The organism is Sphingomonas sp. CFBP8993 (assembly GCF_034044895.1).
Classification (GTDB): Bacteria; Pseudomonadota; Alphaproteobacteria; order Sphingomonadales; family Sphingomonadaceae; genus Sphingomonas.
The window spans coordinates 194,620-208,782 of the sequence record NZ_JAXCWU010000006.1; the positions used below are offsets into that span (position 1 = coordinate 194,620).

The 14,163-nt window shown below is 63.6% G+C and carries 22 protein-coding genes and 1 tRNA gene; 22 read left to right on the forward strand and 1 reads right to left on the reverse strand.

Annotated elements, in window-relative coordinates:
* Positions 1-149: 149 nt before the first annotated feature.
* Positions 150-225: transfer RNA gene (locus SOM26_RS13995), tRNA-Trp, on the reverse strand.
* A gap of 307 nt (positions 226-532) precedes the next feature.
* Between SOM26_RS13995 and rpsL the strand changes: the two genes are divergently transcribed.
* The 22 genes from rpsL to rplR all read left to right on the forward strand — a co-directional run bounded on the left by rpsL (position 533) and on the right by rplR (position 14,162).
* Positions 533-904, forward strand: a complete 372-nt coding sequence (rpsL, locus tag SOM26_RS14000; RefSeq protein ID WP_058716507.1) for a 30S ribosomal protein S12 — start codon at positions 533-535, stop codon at positions 902-904.
* Positions 905-970: 66 nt separating this feature from the next.
* Complete coding sequence (gene rpsG, locus SOM26_RS14005; protein WP_320453338.1) at positions 971-1,441, forward strand: 30S ribosomal protein S7; 471 nt, start codon at positions 971-973, stop codon at positions 1,439-1,441.
* A 147-nt stretch (positions 1,442-1,588) separates the two neighbouring features.
* Entirely contained in the window at positions 1,589-3,664 is a 2,076-nt protein-coding gene (gene fusA / locus SOM26_RS14010; protein ID WP_320453339.1) for an elongation factor G, read from the forward strand.
* Between the two features lie 134 nt (positions 3,665-3,798).
* A complete protein-coding gene (tuf, locus tag SOM26_RS14015; protein ID WP_320453340.1) occupies positions 3,799-4,989 on the forward strand; it encodes an elongation factor Tu in 1,191 nt (396 codons plus the stop codon).
* Between the two features lie 599 nt (positions 4,990-5,588).
* Complete coding sequence (gene rpsJ, locus SOM26_RS14020) at positions 5,589-5,897, forward strand: 30S ribosomal protein S10 (RefSeq protein ID WP_007406109.1); 309 nt, start codon at positions 5,589-5,591, stop codon at positions 5,895-5,897.
* Positions 5,898-6,180: 283 nt separating this feature from the next.
* Positions 6,181-6,915: a 50S ribosomal protein L3 gene (gene rplC, locus SOM26_RS14025; protein WP_320453341.1), complete on the forward strand. Its 735-nt coding sequence runs from the start codon at positions 6,181-6,183 to the stop codon at positions 6,913-6,915.
* A 3-nt stretch (positions 6,916-6,918) separates the two neighbouring features.
* Positions 6,919-7,545, forward strand: coding sequence for a 50S ribosomal protein L4 (rplD, locus tag SOM26_RS14030; RefSeq protein WP_320453342.1), 627 nt, complete (start codon positions 6,919-6,921; stop codon positions 7,543-7,545).
* A complete protein-coding gene (locus tag SOM26_RS14035) occupies positions 7,538-7,849 on the forward strand; it encodes a 50S ribosomal protein L23 (RefSeq protein WP_320453343.1) in 312 nt (103 codons plus the stop codon). The genes rplD and SOM26_RS14035 overlap by 8 nt, the downstream gene beginning before the upstream one ends.
* Positions 7,850-7,853: 4 nt before the next feature.
* A complete protein-coding gene (gene rplB / locus SOM26_RS14040) occupies positions 7,854-8,705 on the forward strand; it encodes a 50S ribosomal protein L2 (RefSeq protein WP_320453344.1) in 852 nt (283 codons plus the stop codon).
* Between the two features lie 6 nt (positions 8,706-8,711).
* Positions 8,712-8,990 (forward strand): 30S ribosomal protein S19, encoded by a 279-nt coding sequence (rpsS, locus tag SOM26_RS14045; protein WP_320453345.1) that lies wholly within the window; start codon positions 8,712-8,714, stop codon positions 8,988-8,990.
* A complete protein-coding gene (gene rplV, locus SOM26_RS14050; RefSeq protein WP_320453346.1) occupies positions 8,990-9,367 on the forward strand; it encodes a 50S ribosomal protein L22 in 378 nt (125 codons plus the stop codon). Before rpsS ends, rplV begins: the two co-directional genes overlap by 1 nt.
* Positions 9,367-10,077, forward strand: a complete 711-nt coding sequence (rpsC, locus tag SOM26_RS14055) for a 30S ribosomal protein S3 (protein WP_042491175.1) — start codon at positions 9,367-9,369, stop codon at positions 10,075-10,077. Before rplV ends, rpsC begins: the two co-directional genes overlap by 1 nt.
* Positions 10,078-10,089: 12 nt before the next feature.
* On the forward strand, positions 10,090-10,524 hold the full coding sequence (rplP, locus tag SOM26_RS14060; protein ID WP_007406071.1) for a 50S ribosomal protein L16: 435 nt from the start codon (positions 10,090-10,092) through the stop codon (positions 10,522-10,524).
* Positions 10,524-10,724 (forward strand): 50S ribosomal protein L29, encoded by a 201-nt coding sequence (gene rpmC, locus SOM26_RS14065; protein WP_267435509.1) that lies wholly within the window; start codon positions 10,524-10,526, stop codon positions 10,722-10,724. The genes rplP and rpmC overlap by 1 nt, the downstream gene beginning before the upstream one ends.
* 12 nt (positions 10,725-10,736) lie before the next feature.
* Positions 10,737-11,009 carry a 30S ribosomal protein S17 gene (gene rpsQ, locus SOM26_RS14070; RefSeq protein ID WP_294235109.1) on the forward strand — a complete coding sequence of 91 codons (273 nt, stop codon included), beginning with the start codon at positions 10,737-10,739 and terminating at the stop codon, positions 11,007-11,009.
* Between the two features lie 233 nt (positions 11,010-11,242).
* Positions 11,243-11,611 (forward strand): 50S ribosomal protein L14, encoded by a 369-nt coding sequence (gene rplN / locus SOM26_RS14075; protein WP_007406105.1) that lies wholly within the window; start codon positions 11,243-11,245, stop codon positions 11,609-11,611.
* On the forward strand, positions 11,611-11,928 hold the full coding sequence (gene rplX / locus SOM26_RS14080; RefSeq protein ID WP_320453347.1) for a 50S ribosomal protein L24: 318 nt from the start codon (positions 11,611-11,613) through the stop codon (positions 11,926-11,928). Before rplN ends, rplX begins: the two co-directional genes overlap by 1 nt.
* Entirely contained in the window at positions 11,921-12,502 is a 582-nt protein-coding gene (rplE, locus tag SOM26_RS14085) for a 50S ribosomal protein L5 (protein ID WP_058716513.1), read from the forward strand. Before rplX ends, rplE begins: the two co-directional genes overlap by 8 nt.
* Positions 12,503-12,559: 57 nt before the next feature.
* Entirely contained in the window at positions 12,560-12,865 is a 306-nt protein-coding gene (rpsN, locus tag SOM26_RS14090; RefSeq protein WP_042491166.1) for a 30S ribosomal protein S14, read from the forward strand.
* Between the two features lie 12 nt (positions 12,866-12,877).
* Entirely contained in the window at positions 12,878-13,273 is a 396-nt protein-coding gene (rpsH, locus tag SOM26_RS14095) for a 30S ribosomal protein S8 (protein ID WP_320453348.1), read from the forward strand.
* Positions 13,273-13,806 carry a 50S ribosomal protein L6 gene (gene rplF / locus SOM26_RS14100; protein WP_320453349.1) on the forward strand — a complete coding sequence of 178 codons (534 nt, stop codon included), beginning with the start codon at positions 13,273-13,275 and terminating at the stop codon, positions 13,804-13,806. The genes rpsH and rplF overlap by 1 nt, the downstream gene beginning before the upstream one ends.
* On the forward strand, positions 13,806-14,162 hold the full coding sequence (gene rplR, locus SOM26_RS14105; RefSeq protein ID WP_056430739.1) for a 50S ribosomal protein L18: 357 nt from the start codon (positions 13,806-13,808) through the stop codon (positions 14,160-14,162). The genes rplF and rplR overlap by 1 nt, the downstream gene beginning before the upstream one ends.
* The last annotated feature ends 1 nt before the right edge of the window (position 14,163 follow it).

A 14,163-nucleotide genomic window follows, 5' to 3' on the forward strand; every position in this document is an offset into this window, starting at 1 on the left:
TCGGTTGGGATATACGCGATCGCCAGCGGGTTGCACCCCTCCACCAGCTTCGCTGGTTTCCTTCCCCTAGCAGGGGAGGGCCGGATGCAGGCACGGAGGCCCAAACACCGCCCAAGCGATGTCGCCAAATCCAACGATATCATGAAAAGTGGCAGGAGTGCACGGACTCGAACCGTGGGCCCTCGGTTTTGGAGACCGATGCTCTACCAACTGAGCTACACTCCTGCGAGGCGGTCGCCACTAGCCCGACTGGCGGGGCGAGGCAAGGGGCAAGTTTCGGTTTTTCGTCTCGCGCTGGAAAACAGGTCCGCGGCCGGTTCTCCGGCGCGACATTGACCGCCGGGCGACTCCGGCGTATAGCCCGCCGCTGCACGAAGGCGATTTCTCGAGATTCGGGACTTATCCGTCGGGCAAGCTTGAACATTGCTGGATGCGAATGAGGGCCGGGCGAAAGCCGCGATGGCCCCTTTTTGTATTCCGAAGTGCTGTGATGGCTCCAGCAAAGTAACCTCATGGAAAGGTGAAGGCTTCAATGCCGACGATCAACCAGCTGGTCCGCAAGGGCCGCGAACTGCAGAAGGCCAAGTCCAAGGTCCCTGCAATGGAGCAGAACCCGCAGAAGCGCGGCGTTTGCACCCGTGTCTACACGACGACCCCGAAGAAGCCGAACTCGGCACTTCGCAAGGTGGCCAAGGTTCGCCTGACCAACCAGCGCGAAGTCATTTCGTACATCCCGGGCGAAGGCCACAACCTGCAGGAGCACTCGGTCGTGCTCATCCGCGGCGGTCGTGTGCGCGATCTTCCCGGCGTGCGCTACCACGTGCTGCGCGGCGTCCTCGACACGCAGGGCGTGAAGGATCGCAAGCAGTCCCGCTCGAAGTACGGCGCCAAGCGTCCGAAGTAAGCCGGTCGGGCCTGTCCGCAGGCTCCTCGACCATCCAAGGCTGAAGTTTTGTAAGGAAATACGAGAATGGCTCGTCGTCGTCGTCCCGAAAAGCGGGAAATTCTGCCGGACCCCAAGTTCGGAGATGAGGTCCTGTCGAAGTTCATGAATTCGGTCATGCTGGACGGTAAGAAGTCCGTCGCCGAATCCATCGTGTACGGTGCTCTGGAAACCGTCGAGACGCGCGCCAAGCGCGATCCGATCGGCGTGTTCCACGATGCGCTGAACAACATCAAGCCGGGCATCGAAGTCCGTTCGCGCCGCGTCGGCGGTGCAACCTACCAGGTTCCGGTCGAAGTCCGTCCGGAGCGTGCCCAGGCCCTGGCCATCCGTTGGCTGATCGGCGCGTCGCGCGCCCGTTCGGAGAACACGATGGCCGCGCGTCTGTCGGGTGAGCTGATGGATGCCGCCAACAACCGCGGCAACGCGGTCAAGAAGCGCGAAGATACGCACCGCATGGCGGAAGCGAATCGCGCCTTCTCGCACTACCGCTGGTAATGGTCTTGCGGCGGACCGGAATTATTTCCGGTCTGCCGCAGCCTTTTCAGGGTGCGGTGCCGGCGGTCTTCCGCTGGTCACGCAAACAGCCTATATAAGGGGGAGCCGGGCCAACCGGCTCCCCCCTACGCTTGAGGAAGATCGATCATGGCCCGCAGCCATCCGCTCGAGAAGTATCGCAACATCGGCATCATGGCGCACATCGATGCCGGCAAGACGACCACCACCGAGCGCATTCTTTATTACACCGGCAAGTCCTACAAGATCGGCGAAGTGCACGAAGGCACCGCCACCATGGACTGGATGGAGCAGGAGCAGGAGCGCGGCATCACCATCACGTCGGCCGCGACGACCTGTTTCTGGAACGACAACCGCATCAACATCATCGACACCCCCGGGCACGTCGACTTCACCATCGAGGTGGAGCGTTCGCTCCGCGTGCTCGACGGCGCGGTCGCCTGCTTCGACGGCGTGGCGGGTGTTGAGCCGCAGTCGGAAACCGTGTGGCGTCAGGCCGACAAGTACGGCGTGCCGCGCATGTGCTTCGTCAACAAGCTCGACCGCACCGGCGCCGACTTCTATTTCTGCGTGAACTCGATCATCGAGCGCCTGGGCGCGCGTCCGGCGGTCCTGTACCTGCCGATCGGCATCGAGGGCGGCTTCAAGGGTCTGGTCGACCTGGTCGAGAACCGCGCGATCATCTGGCTCGAAGAGTCGCTGGGCGCGAAGTTCGAGTATCAGGACATCCCGGACGACATGGCCGAAAAGGCCGCGAAGTACCGCAGCGAGCTGATCGAAATGGCCGTCGAACAGGACGATGCCATGATGGAAGCGTATCTCGAGGGCAACGAGCCGTCGGTCGCCGACCTGAAGAAGCTGATCCGCAAGGGTACGCTCGAAATGGCGTTCGTGCCCGTGGTCTGCGGCTCGGCGTTCAAGAACAAGGGCGTGCAGCCCCTGCTCGACGCGGTCATCGACTATCTGCCGTCGCCGCTCGACGTTCCGGCCATCAAGGGCGTGAAGCTCGACGGCGAGACGCCGGACGAGCGTCCTTCGTCGGACACCGAGCCCTTCTCGGCGCTGGCGTTCAAGATCATGAACGATCCGTTCGTCGGCTCGCTCACCTTCGCGCGCATCTACTCGGGCAAGCTCGAGACGTCGTCGCAGGTCCTGAACTCGGTGAAGGACAAGAAGGAAAAGATCGGTCGTATGCTGCTGATGCATGCGAACAGCCGTGAGGACATCCAGGAAGCCTATGCCGGCGACATCGTCGCTCTGGCGGGCCTGAAGGACACGACGACCGGCGACACGCTCTGCGCGCAGTCGGCTCCGATCATCCTAGAGCGCATGGAATTCCCCGAGCCCGTGATCGAGCTGTCGGTGGAGCCGAAGACCAAGGCCGACCAGGAGAAGATGGGCGTCGCGCTCAATCGTCTCGCACGCGAGGACCCCTCGTTCCGCGTGACCTCGGACGCCGAATCGGGCCAGACCATCATCAAGGGCATGGGCGAGCTCCATCTCGAGATCCTGGTCGACCGCATGAAGCGCGAGTTCAAGGTCGAGGCCAATGTCGGTGCGCCGCAGGTGGCGTATCGCGAATACCTCAAGAAGCCGGTCGATATCGACTACACGCACAAGAAGCAGTCGGGCGGCACCGGCCAGTTCGGCCGCGTCAAGGTCAAGCTGACCCCGGGCGAGCGTGGTTCGGGCTTCGTCTTCAAGGACGAGATCAAGGGCGGTAACATTCCGAAGGAATATATCCCCGCGATCGAGAAGGGCTTCCGTGAAACCGCGGAAACCGGTTCGCTGGTCGGCTTCCCGATCATCGACTTCGAAGTCCTGCTGTATGACGGCGCGTACCACGACGTCGACTCGTCGGCGCTGGCGTTCGAAATCTGTGCCCGCGGCGCGATGCGCGAAGCGGCCCAGAAGTCGGGCATCACGCTGCTCGAGCCGGTCATGAAGGTCGAAGTCGTGACCCCGGAAGACTATCTGGGCGACGTCATCGGCGACATGAACAGCCGTCGTGGCCAGATCCAGGGCACCGACACGCGCGGCAACGCGCAGACGGTCGAGGCGATGGTCCCGCTGGCGAACATGTTCGGCTATGTGAACGCGCTCCGCTCGTTCACCCAGGGTCGTGCACAATACTCGATGCAGTTCTCGCACTATGACGAAGTGCCGCAGAATGTTGCGGACGAGGTCAAGGCGAAGATGGCCTAAGCATCCCCCGCGCCTCCGGGCAGCCGGAGGCGCGGGAAGACGCTAGGGGCTGGCAATCGCTTCAAACACCCGCTATGGGGCCGCGTTCGCGTGGCCTCGGATGCGGCACCGAATTCGATTCAGAAGGTAGGAAAATGGCAAAGGCAAAATTCGAGCGGAACAAGCCGCACCTCAACATCGGCACCATCGGTCACGTCGACCATGGCAAGACCTCGCTGACCGCCGCGATCACCAAGGTTCTGGCCGAGACCACCGGCGGCACCGCTGTCGACTTCGCGAACATCGACAAGGCTCCGGAAGAGCGTGAGCGCGGCATCACCATCTCGACCGCGCACGTCGAGTACGAGACGACGAACCGCCACTATGCGCACGTCGACTGCCCCGGCCACGCCGACTATGTGAAGAACATGATCACCGGCGCGGCGCAGATGGACGGCGCGATCCTCGTCGTTTCGTCGACCGACGGCCCGATGCCGCAGACCCGCGAGCACATCCTGCTCGCCCGCCAGGTCGGCGTGCCCGCGATGGTCGTGTTCATGAACAAGGTCGACCTGGTCGACGACGAGGAAATCCTCGAGCTGGTCGAGCTGGAAATCCGCGAGCTGCTCAGCTCGTACGAATTCCCGGGCGACGACATCCCCGTCGTCAAGGGTTCGGCGACCTGCGCTCTGTCGGGTTCGAACGACAAGTTCGGCAAGGAAGCCGTTCTCGAGCTGATGAAGCAGGTCGACGAATACATCCCGCAGCCGGAGCGTCCGCTGGACAAGCCGTTCATGATGCCGATCGAAGACGTGTTCTCGATCTCGGGTCGTGGTACGGTCGTGACCGGCCGCGTCGAGACCGGCATCGTCAAGGTTGGCGAAGAAGTCGAGATCGTCGGCATCAACGACACCCGCAAGACCACGGTCACCGGCGTCGAAATGTTCCGCAAGCTGCTCGACTCGGGCCAGGCTGGCGACAACATCGGCGCGCTGATCCGCGGCGTGGCCCGTGACGACGTCGAGCGTGGCCAGGTGCTCTGCAAGCCGGGTTCGATCAAGCCGCACACCGACTTCAAGTCGGAAGTGTACGTCCTGTCGAAGGAAGAAGGCGGCCGTCACACCCCGTTCTTCGCGAACTACCGTCCGCAGTTCTACTTCCGCACGACCGACGTGACCGGCACCGTCGAGCTGCCTGAGGGCACCGAGATGGTCATGCCGGGCGACAACGTCGCTCTGGGCGTGAAGCTGATCGCTCCGATCGCCATGGACATCGGTCAGCGCTTCACGATCCGTGAAGGCGGCCGTACCGTCGGCGCTGGCGTCGTCAGCTCGATCGACAAGTAAGGCTCGGGCGAAAGCCTGAAACTGCTTAGGAAAGGGCCGCTCCCGGCGACGGGGGCGGCCTTTTTCGTTTTGGGACTGGAAAGGGCTGTCCTCACCCTTCCGGCGCTAAAGCGTCTCCCTCCCTCTTCCACCGGGGGAGGAAAGGGGCCCGCCCCCCAGCGGCGGGTGGGAAGGGTGAGGGCGGTGCTTGGCCCAAACCTCCGTTCGCATTGAGCGAAGTCGAAGTGCACGCCCGGCAGCCCGACCAGGGCATGGCCTTAGACTTCGCTCAGGCTGAACGGCGGGTGGGACTCAAGGCGTTTCGGGACGGGTTCCATCCCTCCCGACAAAAACCCGCCGCCACCCCCTTGCGGCACTCCGGGCATATGCGTATAGGCACACGCCTTGAGGGAATCGGCTGGCACCGGAAACACCGGAGTCGGCCTTTTGCTTTTAGTGAGGGCAGGGGTGGTTCGCCGCTCTTGCCGTAACCCAGAGTTTGTTTCGGCCCAGGGTCGCCTTCACGGCGGACGGTCGAGTGCCCGGTCGGATCGCCGATCGCACTCCTCGTCTATCGTGATGGAAACCGGACGGCCCGCTCTTTCGCATCGGTAGGGATCATGGACAGCAACATCCGCATTCGTCTGAAGGCGTTCGACCATCGCGTGCTCGATCAGGCGACCGGCGACATCGCCGACACCGCGCGCCGTACCGGCGCTCTTATCCGCGGTCCGATCCCGCTTCCGACGCGCATCGAGAAGTTCACGGTCAACCGTGGTCCGCATATCGACAAGAAGTCGCGCGAGCAGTTCGAGGTCCGCACCTACAAGCGGATGCTCGACATCGTGCAGCCGACCCCGCAGACCGTCGATGCGCTGATGAAGCTCGACCTCGCCGCAGGTGTTGATGTCGAGATCAAGCTGGCGTAAGAGAGCCGGCATTCCCGTGGTCGACGATTCCGTCCCACGGGATTTTGGCGTTTCCCGGCTCTGAAGCTGCCGGAAAACGCGCCGAGGTCGCTCCCGCGATCCGGCACTCTTAGGGATACCGCCCGGTGGTTTCGCGCAAGCGAGATGGTGCCGGGGCAGCGTCCCCCGTCTGACCGGTTCGCCGGTCGCCAGCCCGGGACGGGGGCTCGTTTCGCTTTAATCGGGCTGGATATGCCCCCCTTGAATGGTTCTTGGGGGCCTCTGTCGAGGAAGGAACAGGATCATGCGTACCGGCGTGATCGCGAAGAAGCTGGGGATGACCCGCCTGTTCCAGGACGATGGTCGGCACGTGCCGGTCACCGTCCTGGCGCTTGAAGGCGTACAGGTCGTCGCTCGCCGCGAGATGGATCGTGACGGCTATACCGCCGTCCAGCTTGGTGCAGGTGTCGCCAAGACCAAGAATGTTGCCAAGCCGCAGCGTGGCCACTTCGGCAAGGCCGAAGTCGAGCCCAAGCAGGTGATGGTCGAGTTCCGTGTGAACGAAGACGGCCTGCTGGACGTCGGCGCGGAAATCTCCGCCGACCACTTCGTCCCCGGCCAGTATGTCGATATCCAGGGTCGTACCCAGGGTAAGGGCTTTGCCGGTGCGATGAAGCGCTGGAACTTCGGTGGTCTGCGCGCGACCCACGGCGTCTCGGTCTCGCACCGTTCGCATGGTTCGACCGGTAACCGTCAGGATCCGGGCCGCGTCTTCAAGAATAAGAAGATGGCCGGTCACATGGGTGACAAGAACCGCACGCAGCAGAACCTGGAAATCGTGTCGACCGACGTCGAGCGCGGCCTGATCTTCGTCAAGGGCTCGGTGCCCGGCTCGAAGGGTGGCTGGCTGATCGTCAAGGACGCGGTCAAGGTTTCGCGCCATGCGGACGCCCCGTTCCCCGCCAGCATCAAGGCGGCCGCCAACAACAATGCTTCTGCCGAGCCTGCTCCGGAAGCCACCGAGAGCCAGGAGGGCTAAGTCGTGAAGGTCAAGGTTCAATCCTTCGCCGGCACCGATGCGGCGGATATCGAGCTCAACGACGAGGTCTTCGGCCTCGATCCGCGCGCCGACATCCTGCACCGCGTAGTGACCTGGCAGCTGGAAAAGCGTCGCGCCACCGCGCGCGGCACCCGTGAGCGCGCCGATGTCGCGCGTTCGGGCAAGAAGCTCGGTCGCCAGAAGGGCGGCGGTGTCGCTCGTCACGGCGATCGTCGGGCCCCCGTCTTCATCGGCGGTGGTAAGGCGCACGGCGCCCGCGTCCGCGACTTCAATCCGGGTCTGAACAAGAAGGTTCGCGCCCTGGGTCTGAAGATGGCGCTGTCGAGCCATGCCAAGGCCGGTTCGCTGATCGTGATGAACGATCTGGCGGTCGCTGGTAACAAGACGAAGACGCTGCAGGGCGATCTGGTGAAGCTCGGCTTCGGCAAGACCGCGCTGGTCATCGATGGCGACGCCGTCGAGACGTCGTTCGCACTGGCCGCAGGCAACCTGAAGGAAATCAACATCCTTCCGGCCGCTGGCGCCAATGTCTACGACATTCTGAAGCATGACACCCTGGTGCTGACGCGCTCGGCTGTCGAAAAGCTGGAGGCCCGTTTCCATGGCTAAGCAGCAGAAGGCGATCGATCCGCGTCATTACGACGTGATCGTGGCGCCGCACATCACCGAGAAGGCGACGCTCCTCAGCGAGCACAACGCCGTGGTGTTCAAGGTCGCTTCGGGCGCTACCAAGCCCGAGATCAAGGCGGCCGTCGAGGCTCTGTTCGACGTGAACGTCACCGGCGTGAACACGATCGTCCAGAAGGGCAAGACGAAGCGTTGGAAGGGTGCGCCCTATCAGCGTTCGGATATGAAGAAGGCGATCGTCACCCTCAAGGACGGTCAGTCCATTGATGTGACGACGGGGGTCTGAGGCGATGGCACTCAAGCATTATAACCCGACGAGCCCGGCCCGCCGCGGCCTGATCCTCGTCGACCGTTCGGCGCTGTGGAAGGGTGGGCCCGTCAAGGCCCTCACCGAAGGCAAGCGCAAGACCGGTGGCCGCAACAACAAGGGCCATGTGACCAGCCGCGGTATCGCGGGCGGCCACAAGCAGCGCTATCGTTTCATCGACTTCAAGCGTCGCCAGTGGGACGTCGAGGGCACCGTGGAGCGGATCGAATATGATCCCAACCGCACCGCCTTCATCGCGCTGATCAACTACGGCGCCGATGCCGAAGGCAAGGACAACGTTGCCTACATCATCGCGCCGCAGCGTCTGGCTGTCGGTGACAAGGTCATCGCGGGCAAGAAGACCGACGTGAAGCCGGGCAACGCGATGGAACTGGGCCAGATGCCCGTCGGCACCATCGTCCACAACGTCGAGATGAAGCCCGGCAAGGGCGGTCAGATCGCACGTTCGGCCGGCACCTATGTGCAGGTCGTGGGCCGCGACAAGGGCATGGTCATCGTCCGCCTGAACTCGGGCGAGCAGCGCTACATCCATGCGAACTGCATGGCGACGGTCGGTGCCGTGTCGAACCCCGACAACGGCAACACCAACCTGGCGAAGGCTGGTCGCAACCGCTGGAAGGGCCATCGTCCGCTTACCCGCGGTGTGGCGAAGAACCCGGTCGACCACCCGCACGGCGGTGGTGAAGGCCGGACCTCGGGCGGCCGTCATCCGGTCACCCCGTGGGGCAAGCCGACCAAGGGTGCGCGCACTCGTCACAACAAGGCGACGGACAAGATGATCATCCGTAGCCGTCACGCCAAGAAGAAGGGCTAACACGCAATGGCTCGTTCCGTTTGGAAGGGTCCTTTCGTGGACCTCCATCTCCTGAAGAAGGCCGAAGTGGCTCAGGACGCCGGCAGCCGCGCAGGTCCGATCAAGACCTGGTCGCGCCGCTCGACCATCCTGCCGTCGTTCGTCGGCCTGACCTTCAACGTCTACAACGGTCGCAAGTTCGTTCCCGTCTCGGTGAACGAGGACATGGTCGGCATGAAGCTCGGTGAATTCGCGCCCACGCGCTACTTCCCCGGCCACGCTGCCGACAAGAAGGGTAAGCGCTGATGTCCAAGCCCGCATCCCCCCGCAAGGTCGGTGACAAGGAAGCGCTGTCGGTCGGCACGCAGATCCGCGGTTCGGCGCAGAAGCTGAACCTGGTCGCGGGCCTGATCCGCGGCAAGAAGGTCGGCGACGCGATGAACATCCTCGCCTTCTCGACGAAGGCGATGGCCGTCGATGCGCGCAAGGTGCTCGCCTCGGCGATCGCCAATGCCGAGAACAACCACAACCTCGACGTCGACGCCCTCTTCGTCGCCGAGGCGTCGGTCGGCAAGTCGATCACGATGAAGCGTTTCGCGACGCGCGGTCGTGGCAAGTCGACCCGCATCCTGAAGCCGTTTTCGCGGCTCCGCATCGTCGTCCGCGAGCAGGAAGAAGCATAATGGGTCAGAAGAGCAATCCGATCGGCCTGCGTCTCCAGATCAACCGTACCTGGGACAGCCGCTGGTTCGCCGAAGGCCATGACTATGGCCGCCTGCTGCTGGAGGATCTGAAGATCCGCCAGTTCATCATGAAGACGCTGCCCCAGGCCGCGATCTCGAAGGTCGTCATCGAGCGTCCGGCCAAGCTGTGCCGCATCTCGATCTTCGCGGCGCGTCCGGGCGTGATCATCGGCAAGAAGGGCGCCGACATCGAGAAGCTTCGCAAGAAGCTTGGCGCGATGACCTCGTCCGACGTGTCGCTGAACATCGTCGAGATCCGCAAGCCCGAAATCGACGCCAAGCTCGTCGCACAGGGCGTCGCCGACCAGCTCGAGCGCCGTATCGCATTCCGTCGCGCCATGAAGCGTGCGGTGCAGTCGGCTCTCCGCCTGGGCGCGGAAGGCATCCGCATCACCTGCGGCGGCCGTCTGGGCGGTGCGGAAATCGCGCGTACCGAATGGTATCGTGAAGGCCGCGTTCCGTTGCACACGCTGCGCGCGAACGTCGACTATGCCGAAGCGCAGGCGCACACCGCTTATGGCGTGTGCGGCGTGAAGGTGTGGATCTTCAAGGGCGAGATCCTGGGCCATGACCCCATGGCGCAGGACCGGCTGATGATGGAGGCTCAGACCTCCGGCGTGCGCCCGGCGCGCGACGATCATCGCCGCTAAGGAACATAGAACATGCTGCAACCAAAGCGCACCAAGTTCCGCAAGGCCTTCAAGGGCCGCATCCACGGCGATGCGAAGGGCGGCACGAGCCTGAACTTCGGTTCCTATGGCCTGAAGGCCATGGAGCCGGAGCGGATCACCGCTCGCCAGATCGAGGCGGCTCGCCGCGCGATCACGCGTCACATCAAGCGCCAGGGTCGTCTCTGGATCCGCATCTTCCCGGACGTGCCCGTCTCGTCGAAGCCTGCCGAAGTCCGCATGGGCTCGGGTAAGGGTTCGCCGGAATTCTGGGCCGCCCGTGTGAAGCCGGGTCGCATCCTGTTCGAACTCGACGGTGTCGACGGCCCGCTGGCCGCCGAGGCATTCGAGCGCGCAGCGATGAAGCTGCCCATCAAGACCAAGGTCGTCGCCCGTCTGGGTGACACCTCGCACCTCGGAGGCGAGTAATGGCCAAGACTGAATATACCGGCCAGAGCGACGACCAGCTCGTCGAGGCGCTGGGCAACCTGAAGCGTGAGCAGTTCAACCTGCGCTTCCAGGCGGCCACGAGCCAGCTCGAAAAGCCCAGCCGGGTCAAGGAAGTCCGTCGCGACATCGCACGGATCAAGACCATTCAGGCGCAGCGCTCCGCTGCGGCTGCCAAGTAAGGACCGAGACACATGCCCAAGCGCGTGCTGACCGGGGTGATTGTCTCGGACAAGACCGACAAGACGGTCGTCGTCAATGTGGAGCGGAAGGTTAAGCACCCCCTCTACGGCAAGATCATCCGTCGGTCGAAGAAGTACCACGCCCATGACGAGGCGAACGAGTACAAGGCCGGTGAGACGGTGCGGATCGAAGAGACCGCCCCGATCTCGAAGCTGAAGACCTGGAAGGTGGTCGAGCGGGTCGATACCCACCTGACACCCGAGCGGGCCTCGGCCGAAGGCTAAAAGCCTTTGATTTTCGACCCCGCCCCTTCGCTACGGAGGGGCGGGGTTCGGATTGAAGGCTGCCCTTCGGGGCAAATGAGCGGATTGGTCGAAGGGCATGGCGACTCGCTTGCCTTTCGTACCAGGAGTGGCTATGGGGCCTCTCCCCCTGGCGCGGTCCTCCGCGCCGGGGGTCGTTTTTTAAGGCGGGGTCGGGTCGGTATCCACCCCAGAAGAGAGAAGGAAGCGGATCCATGATCCAGATGCAGTCCAATCTCGACGTCGCGGACAACAGCGGCGCGAAGCGGGTGCAGTGCATCAAGGTGCTGGGCGGCTCGAAGCGCCGTACCGCATCGGTCGGCGATATCATCGTCGTCAGCGTCAAGGAAGCGCAGCCGCGTGGCCGCGTGAAGAAGGGCGACGTTCACCGCGCGGTGATCGTGCGTACCGCCAAGGACATCCGTCGTGCCGACGGTTCGGTGATCCGTTTCGACGGTAACGCCGCCGTGCTGGTCAACAAGAACGAGGAGCCGATCGGCACCCGTATCTTTGGCCCGGTCGTGCGTGAGCTTCGCGGCAAGAAGCACATGAAGATCATCTCGCTGGCTCCGGAGGTGCTGTAATGGCCGCCGCCAAGATCAAGAAGGGCGATCGCGTCATCGTCCTGTCCGGCAAGGACAAGGGCAAGACCGGCACCGTGTCGGTGTCGATGCCCAAGGATGGCAAGGTCGTCGTCGACGGCATCAACGTCGCGACCCGTCACCGCAAGCCGACCCAGGCGAACCCGCAGGGTGGCCTGGAGCGCACGGCAGCTCCGCTGCACGTCTCGAAGGTTGCGCACGTGACCGCCGATGGCAAGCCGACCCGCGTTCGTTTCGAGACGCAGGATGGCAAGAAGGTCCGCGTGGCCGTCAAGACCGGGGAGAAGATCGATGGCTGATTACAAGCCCCGCATGAAGGCTATCTACGAGGATAGCATCATCAAGGCGATGACCGAGAAGTTCGGTTACAAGAACGTCAACGAGATCCCCCGGATCGAGAAGATCGTGCTCAACATGGGCGTGGGCGAAGCGACGCAGGACAAGAAGCGCGTCGACCAGGCCGCTTCCGAGATGGAGCTGATCGCGGGTCAGAAGCCCGTCATCACCAAGGCGAAGAAGTCGATCGCGCAGTTCAAGCTGCGTGAAGGCATGCCGATCGGTGTGAAGGTCACGCTGCGTCGCGAGCGCATGTACGAGTTCCTGGACCGCTTCATCACGATCGCGCTGCCGCGCGTTCGCGACTTTCGCGGCCTGAACCCGAAGTCCTTCGACGGTCGCGGCAACTATGCCTGCGGCATCAAGGAACAGATCATCTTCCCCGAAATCAACTATGACCGCATCGACAAGGTGCGCGGCATGGATGTGATCGTGACCACCTCGGCGAAGACCGACGACGAAGCGCGCGAGCTGCTGCGTCTGTTCGGCTTCCCGTTCCCCAAGGAAGACGCTGCCGACGAGAAGAAGGCAGCGTAACCGGACTGCCCCCTCTCCACGCCGGGGAGGGGGTCCTTACAGAAAGAGCTTAAGTCCATGGCGAAACTGAGTTCAATCAACAAGAACGAGAAGCGTCGTGCTCTCGTCAAGAAGTATGCGGGCAAGTACGCGAAGCTGAAGGCGATCGCGAACGACCAGAGCCTCGATGAGACCGAGCGTCTGATCGCGCGCCTGAAGATGGCCGAGATCCCCCGTAACGGCAACCCGACCCGTATCCGCAATCGCTGCGAGATCACCGGTCGTCCGCGTGCGTATTACCGCAAGTTCCGTCTCGCTCGCGTCATGCTGCGTGAACTGGCCAACAAGGGCCAGATCCCCGGCGTCACGAAGTCGAGCTGGTAAGGACCATTTGAGATGGCAGTGACCGATCCCCTGGGTGACTTGCTCACCCGCATCCGCAACGGCCAGCGCGCGCGCAAGGACTCCGTCCTGACGCCTGCGTCGAAGCTGCGCGTCCGCGTGCTCGACGTGCTTCAGCGCGAAGGCTATATCCGTGGTTACAGCGAAGAGCAGATGGGCCCCGCGGCCGGCATCCGCATCGAGCTGAAGTATTTCGAGGGCCAGCCTGCGATCAAGCATGTTGCGCGCATCTCGAAGCCTGGCCGCCGTATCTATTCGGGCGCGCAGGAGCTTCCGCGCGTTCGCAACGGCCTGGGCATCACCATCGTGTCGACGCCGCGTGGCGTTCTGTCGGACGCCGAAGCGCGCGAGCAGAATGTCGGCGGCGAAGTCCTGGCGGAGGTGTTCTGATGAGCCGCATCGGTAAGAAGGCGGTCCCGGTTCCGGCCGGCGTCACCGCAACCATCGCCGACAAGGTGCTGAGCGTGAAGGGTCCCAAGGGCACCCTGACCATGCCGCTCGCCGACGAGATCACCTATGACGTCCAGTCGGACGCCATCGCGGTGCAGCCTGCCAACGCCACGAAGCGCGCTCGCGCGTTCTGGGGCATGCAGCGCACCATGGTGCAGAACCTCGTCACCGGCGTGACCGCGGGCTTCTCGAAGAAGCTGGTCATCACCGGCGTCGGCTACCGCGCCGCGGCACAGGGCAAGAACCTGAAGCTGCAGCTCGGTTACAGCCACGACGTCAACATCGAGGTGCCGGAAGGCATCGAGGTGAAGACGCCGGACGCCACCACCGTCGAAATCAGTGGCGCGGACAAGCAGAAGGTCGGCCAGCTGGCCGCCGAGATCCGCCGCTGGCGCAAGCCCGAGCCGTATAAGGGCAAGGGCATCAAGTACGACGGCGAGTTCATCTTCCGCAAGGAAGGGAAGAAGAAGTAATGACCAAGGGTCTCTCTCTTTTCGAGAAGCGCCGTCGGCGCAACCGTACCGCGCTGCGTGCGCGTGCGGGCACCCGTCCGCGCCTGTCGGTGCATCGCTCGGGCAAGCACATCTATGCCCAGGTGATCGACGACGAGGCAGGTCGTACCGTGGCTTCGGCCTCGACGCTGGAAAAGGACGCACGCGGCCAGTCGGGCGCGAACGTCGCAGCGGCGACCGAAGTCGGCAAGCGCGTGGCCGAGATGGCCAAGGCCGCCGGCGTCACGCAGGTCGTTTTCGACCGTGGCGGCTTCCTGTTCCACGGTCGCGTCAAGGCGCTGGCCGAGGCGGCACGCGAAGCGGGATTGGAGTTCTAAT

What these genes read in the sequence shown, in the direction of transcription:
- rpsL (WP_058716507.1), top strand. Translation starts at nt 533, where the DNA reads ATGCCGACGATCAACCAGCTGGTCCGCAAGGGCCGCGAACTGCAGAAG.
- rpsG (WP_320453338.1), top strand. Translation starts at nt 971, where the DNA reads ATGGCTCGTCGTCGTCGTCCCGAAAAGCGGGAAATTCTGCCGGACCCC.
- fusA (WP_320453339.1), top strand. Translation starts at nt 1,589, where the DNA reads ATGGCCCGCAGCCATCCGCTCGAGAAGTATCGCAACATCGGCATCATG.
- tuf (WP_320453340.1), top strand. Translation starts at nt 3,799, where the DNA reads ATGGCAAAGGCAAAATTCGAGCGGAACAAGCCGCACCTCAACATCGGC.
- rpsJ (WP_007406109.1), top strand. Translation starts at nt 5,589, where the DNA reads ATGGACAGCAACATCCGCATTCGTCTGAAGGCGTTCGACCATCGCGTG.
- rplC (WP_320453341.1), top strand. Translation starts at nt 6,181, where the DNA reads ATGCGTACCGGCGTGATCGCGAAGAAGCTGGGGATGACCCGCCTGTTC.
- SOM26_RS14035 (WP_320453343.1), top strand. Translation starts at nt 7,538, where the DNA reads ATGGCTAAGCAGCAGAAGGCGATCGATCCGCGTCATTACGACGTGATC.
- rplB (WP_320453344.1), top strand. Translation starts at nt 7,854, where the DNA reads ATGGCACTCAAGCATTATAACCCGACGAGCCCGGCCCGCCGCGGCCTG.
- rpsS (WP_320453345.1), top strand. Translation starts at nt 8,712, where the DNA reads ATGGCTCGTTCCGTTTGGAAGGGTCCTTTCGTGGACCTCCATCTCCTG.
- rplV (WP_320453346.1), top strand. Translation starts at nt 8,990, where the DNA reads ATGTCCAAGCCCGCATCCCCCCGCAAGGTCGGTGACAAGGAAGCGCTG.
- rpsC (WP_042491175.1), top strand. Translation starts at nt 9,367, where the DNA reads ATGGGTCAGAAGAGCAATCCGATCGGCCTGCGTCTCCAGATCAACCGT.
- rplP (WP_007406071.1), top strand. Translation starts at nt 10,090, where the DNA reads ATGCTGCAACCAAAGCGCACCAAGTTCCGCAAGGCCTTCAAGGGCCGC.
- rpmC (WP_267435509.1), top strand. Translation starts at nt 10,524, where the DNA reads ATGGCCAAGACTGAATATACCGGCCAGAGCGACGACCAGCTCGTCGAG.
- rpsQ (WP_294235109.1), top strand. Translation starts at nt 10,737, where the DNA reads ATGCCCAAGCGCGTGCTGACCGGGGTGATTGTCTCGGACAAGACCGAC.
- rplN (WP_007406105.1), top strand. Translation starts at nt 11,243, where the DNA reads ATGATCCAGATGCAGTCCAATCTCGACGTCGCGGACAACAGCGGCGCG.
- rplX (WP_320453347.1), top strand. Translation starts at nt 11,611, where the DNA reads ATGGCCGCCGCCAAGATCAAGAAGGGCGATCGCGTCATCGTCCTGTCC.
- rplE (WP_058716513.1), top strand. Translation starts at nt 11,921, where the DNA reads ATGGCTGATTACAAGCCCCGCATGAAGGCTATCTACGAGGATAGCATC.
- rpsN (WP_042491166.1), top strand. Translation starts at nt 12,560, where the DNA reads ATGGCGAAACTGAGTTCAATCAACAAGAACGAGAAGCGTCGTGCTCTC.
- rpsH (WP_320453348.1), top strand. Translation starts at nt 12,878, where the DNA reads ATGGCAGTGACCGATCCCCTGGGTGACTTGCTCACCCGCATCCGCAAC.
- rplF (WP_320453349.1), top strand. Translation starts at nt 13,273, where the DNA reads ATGAGCCGCATCGGTAAGAAGGCGGTCCCGGTTCCGGCCGGCGTCACC.
- rplR (WP_056430739.1), top strand. Translation starts at nt 13,806, where the DNA reads ATGACCAAGGGTCTCTCTCTTTTCGAGAAGCGCCGTCGGCGCAACCGT.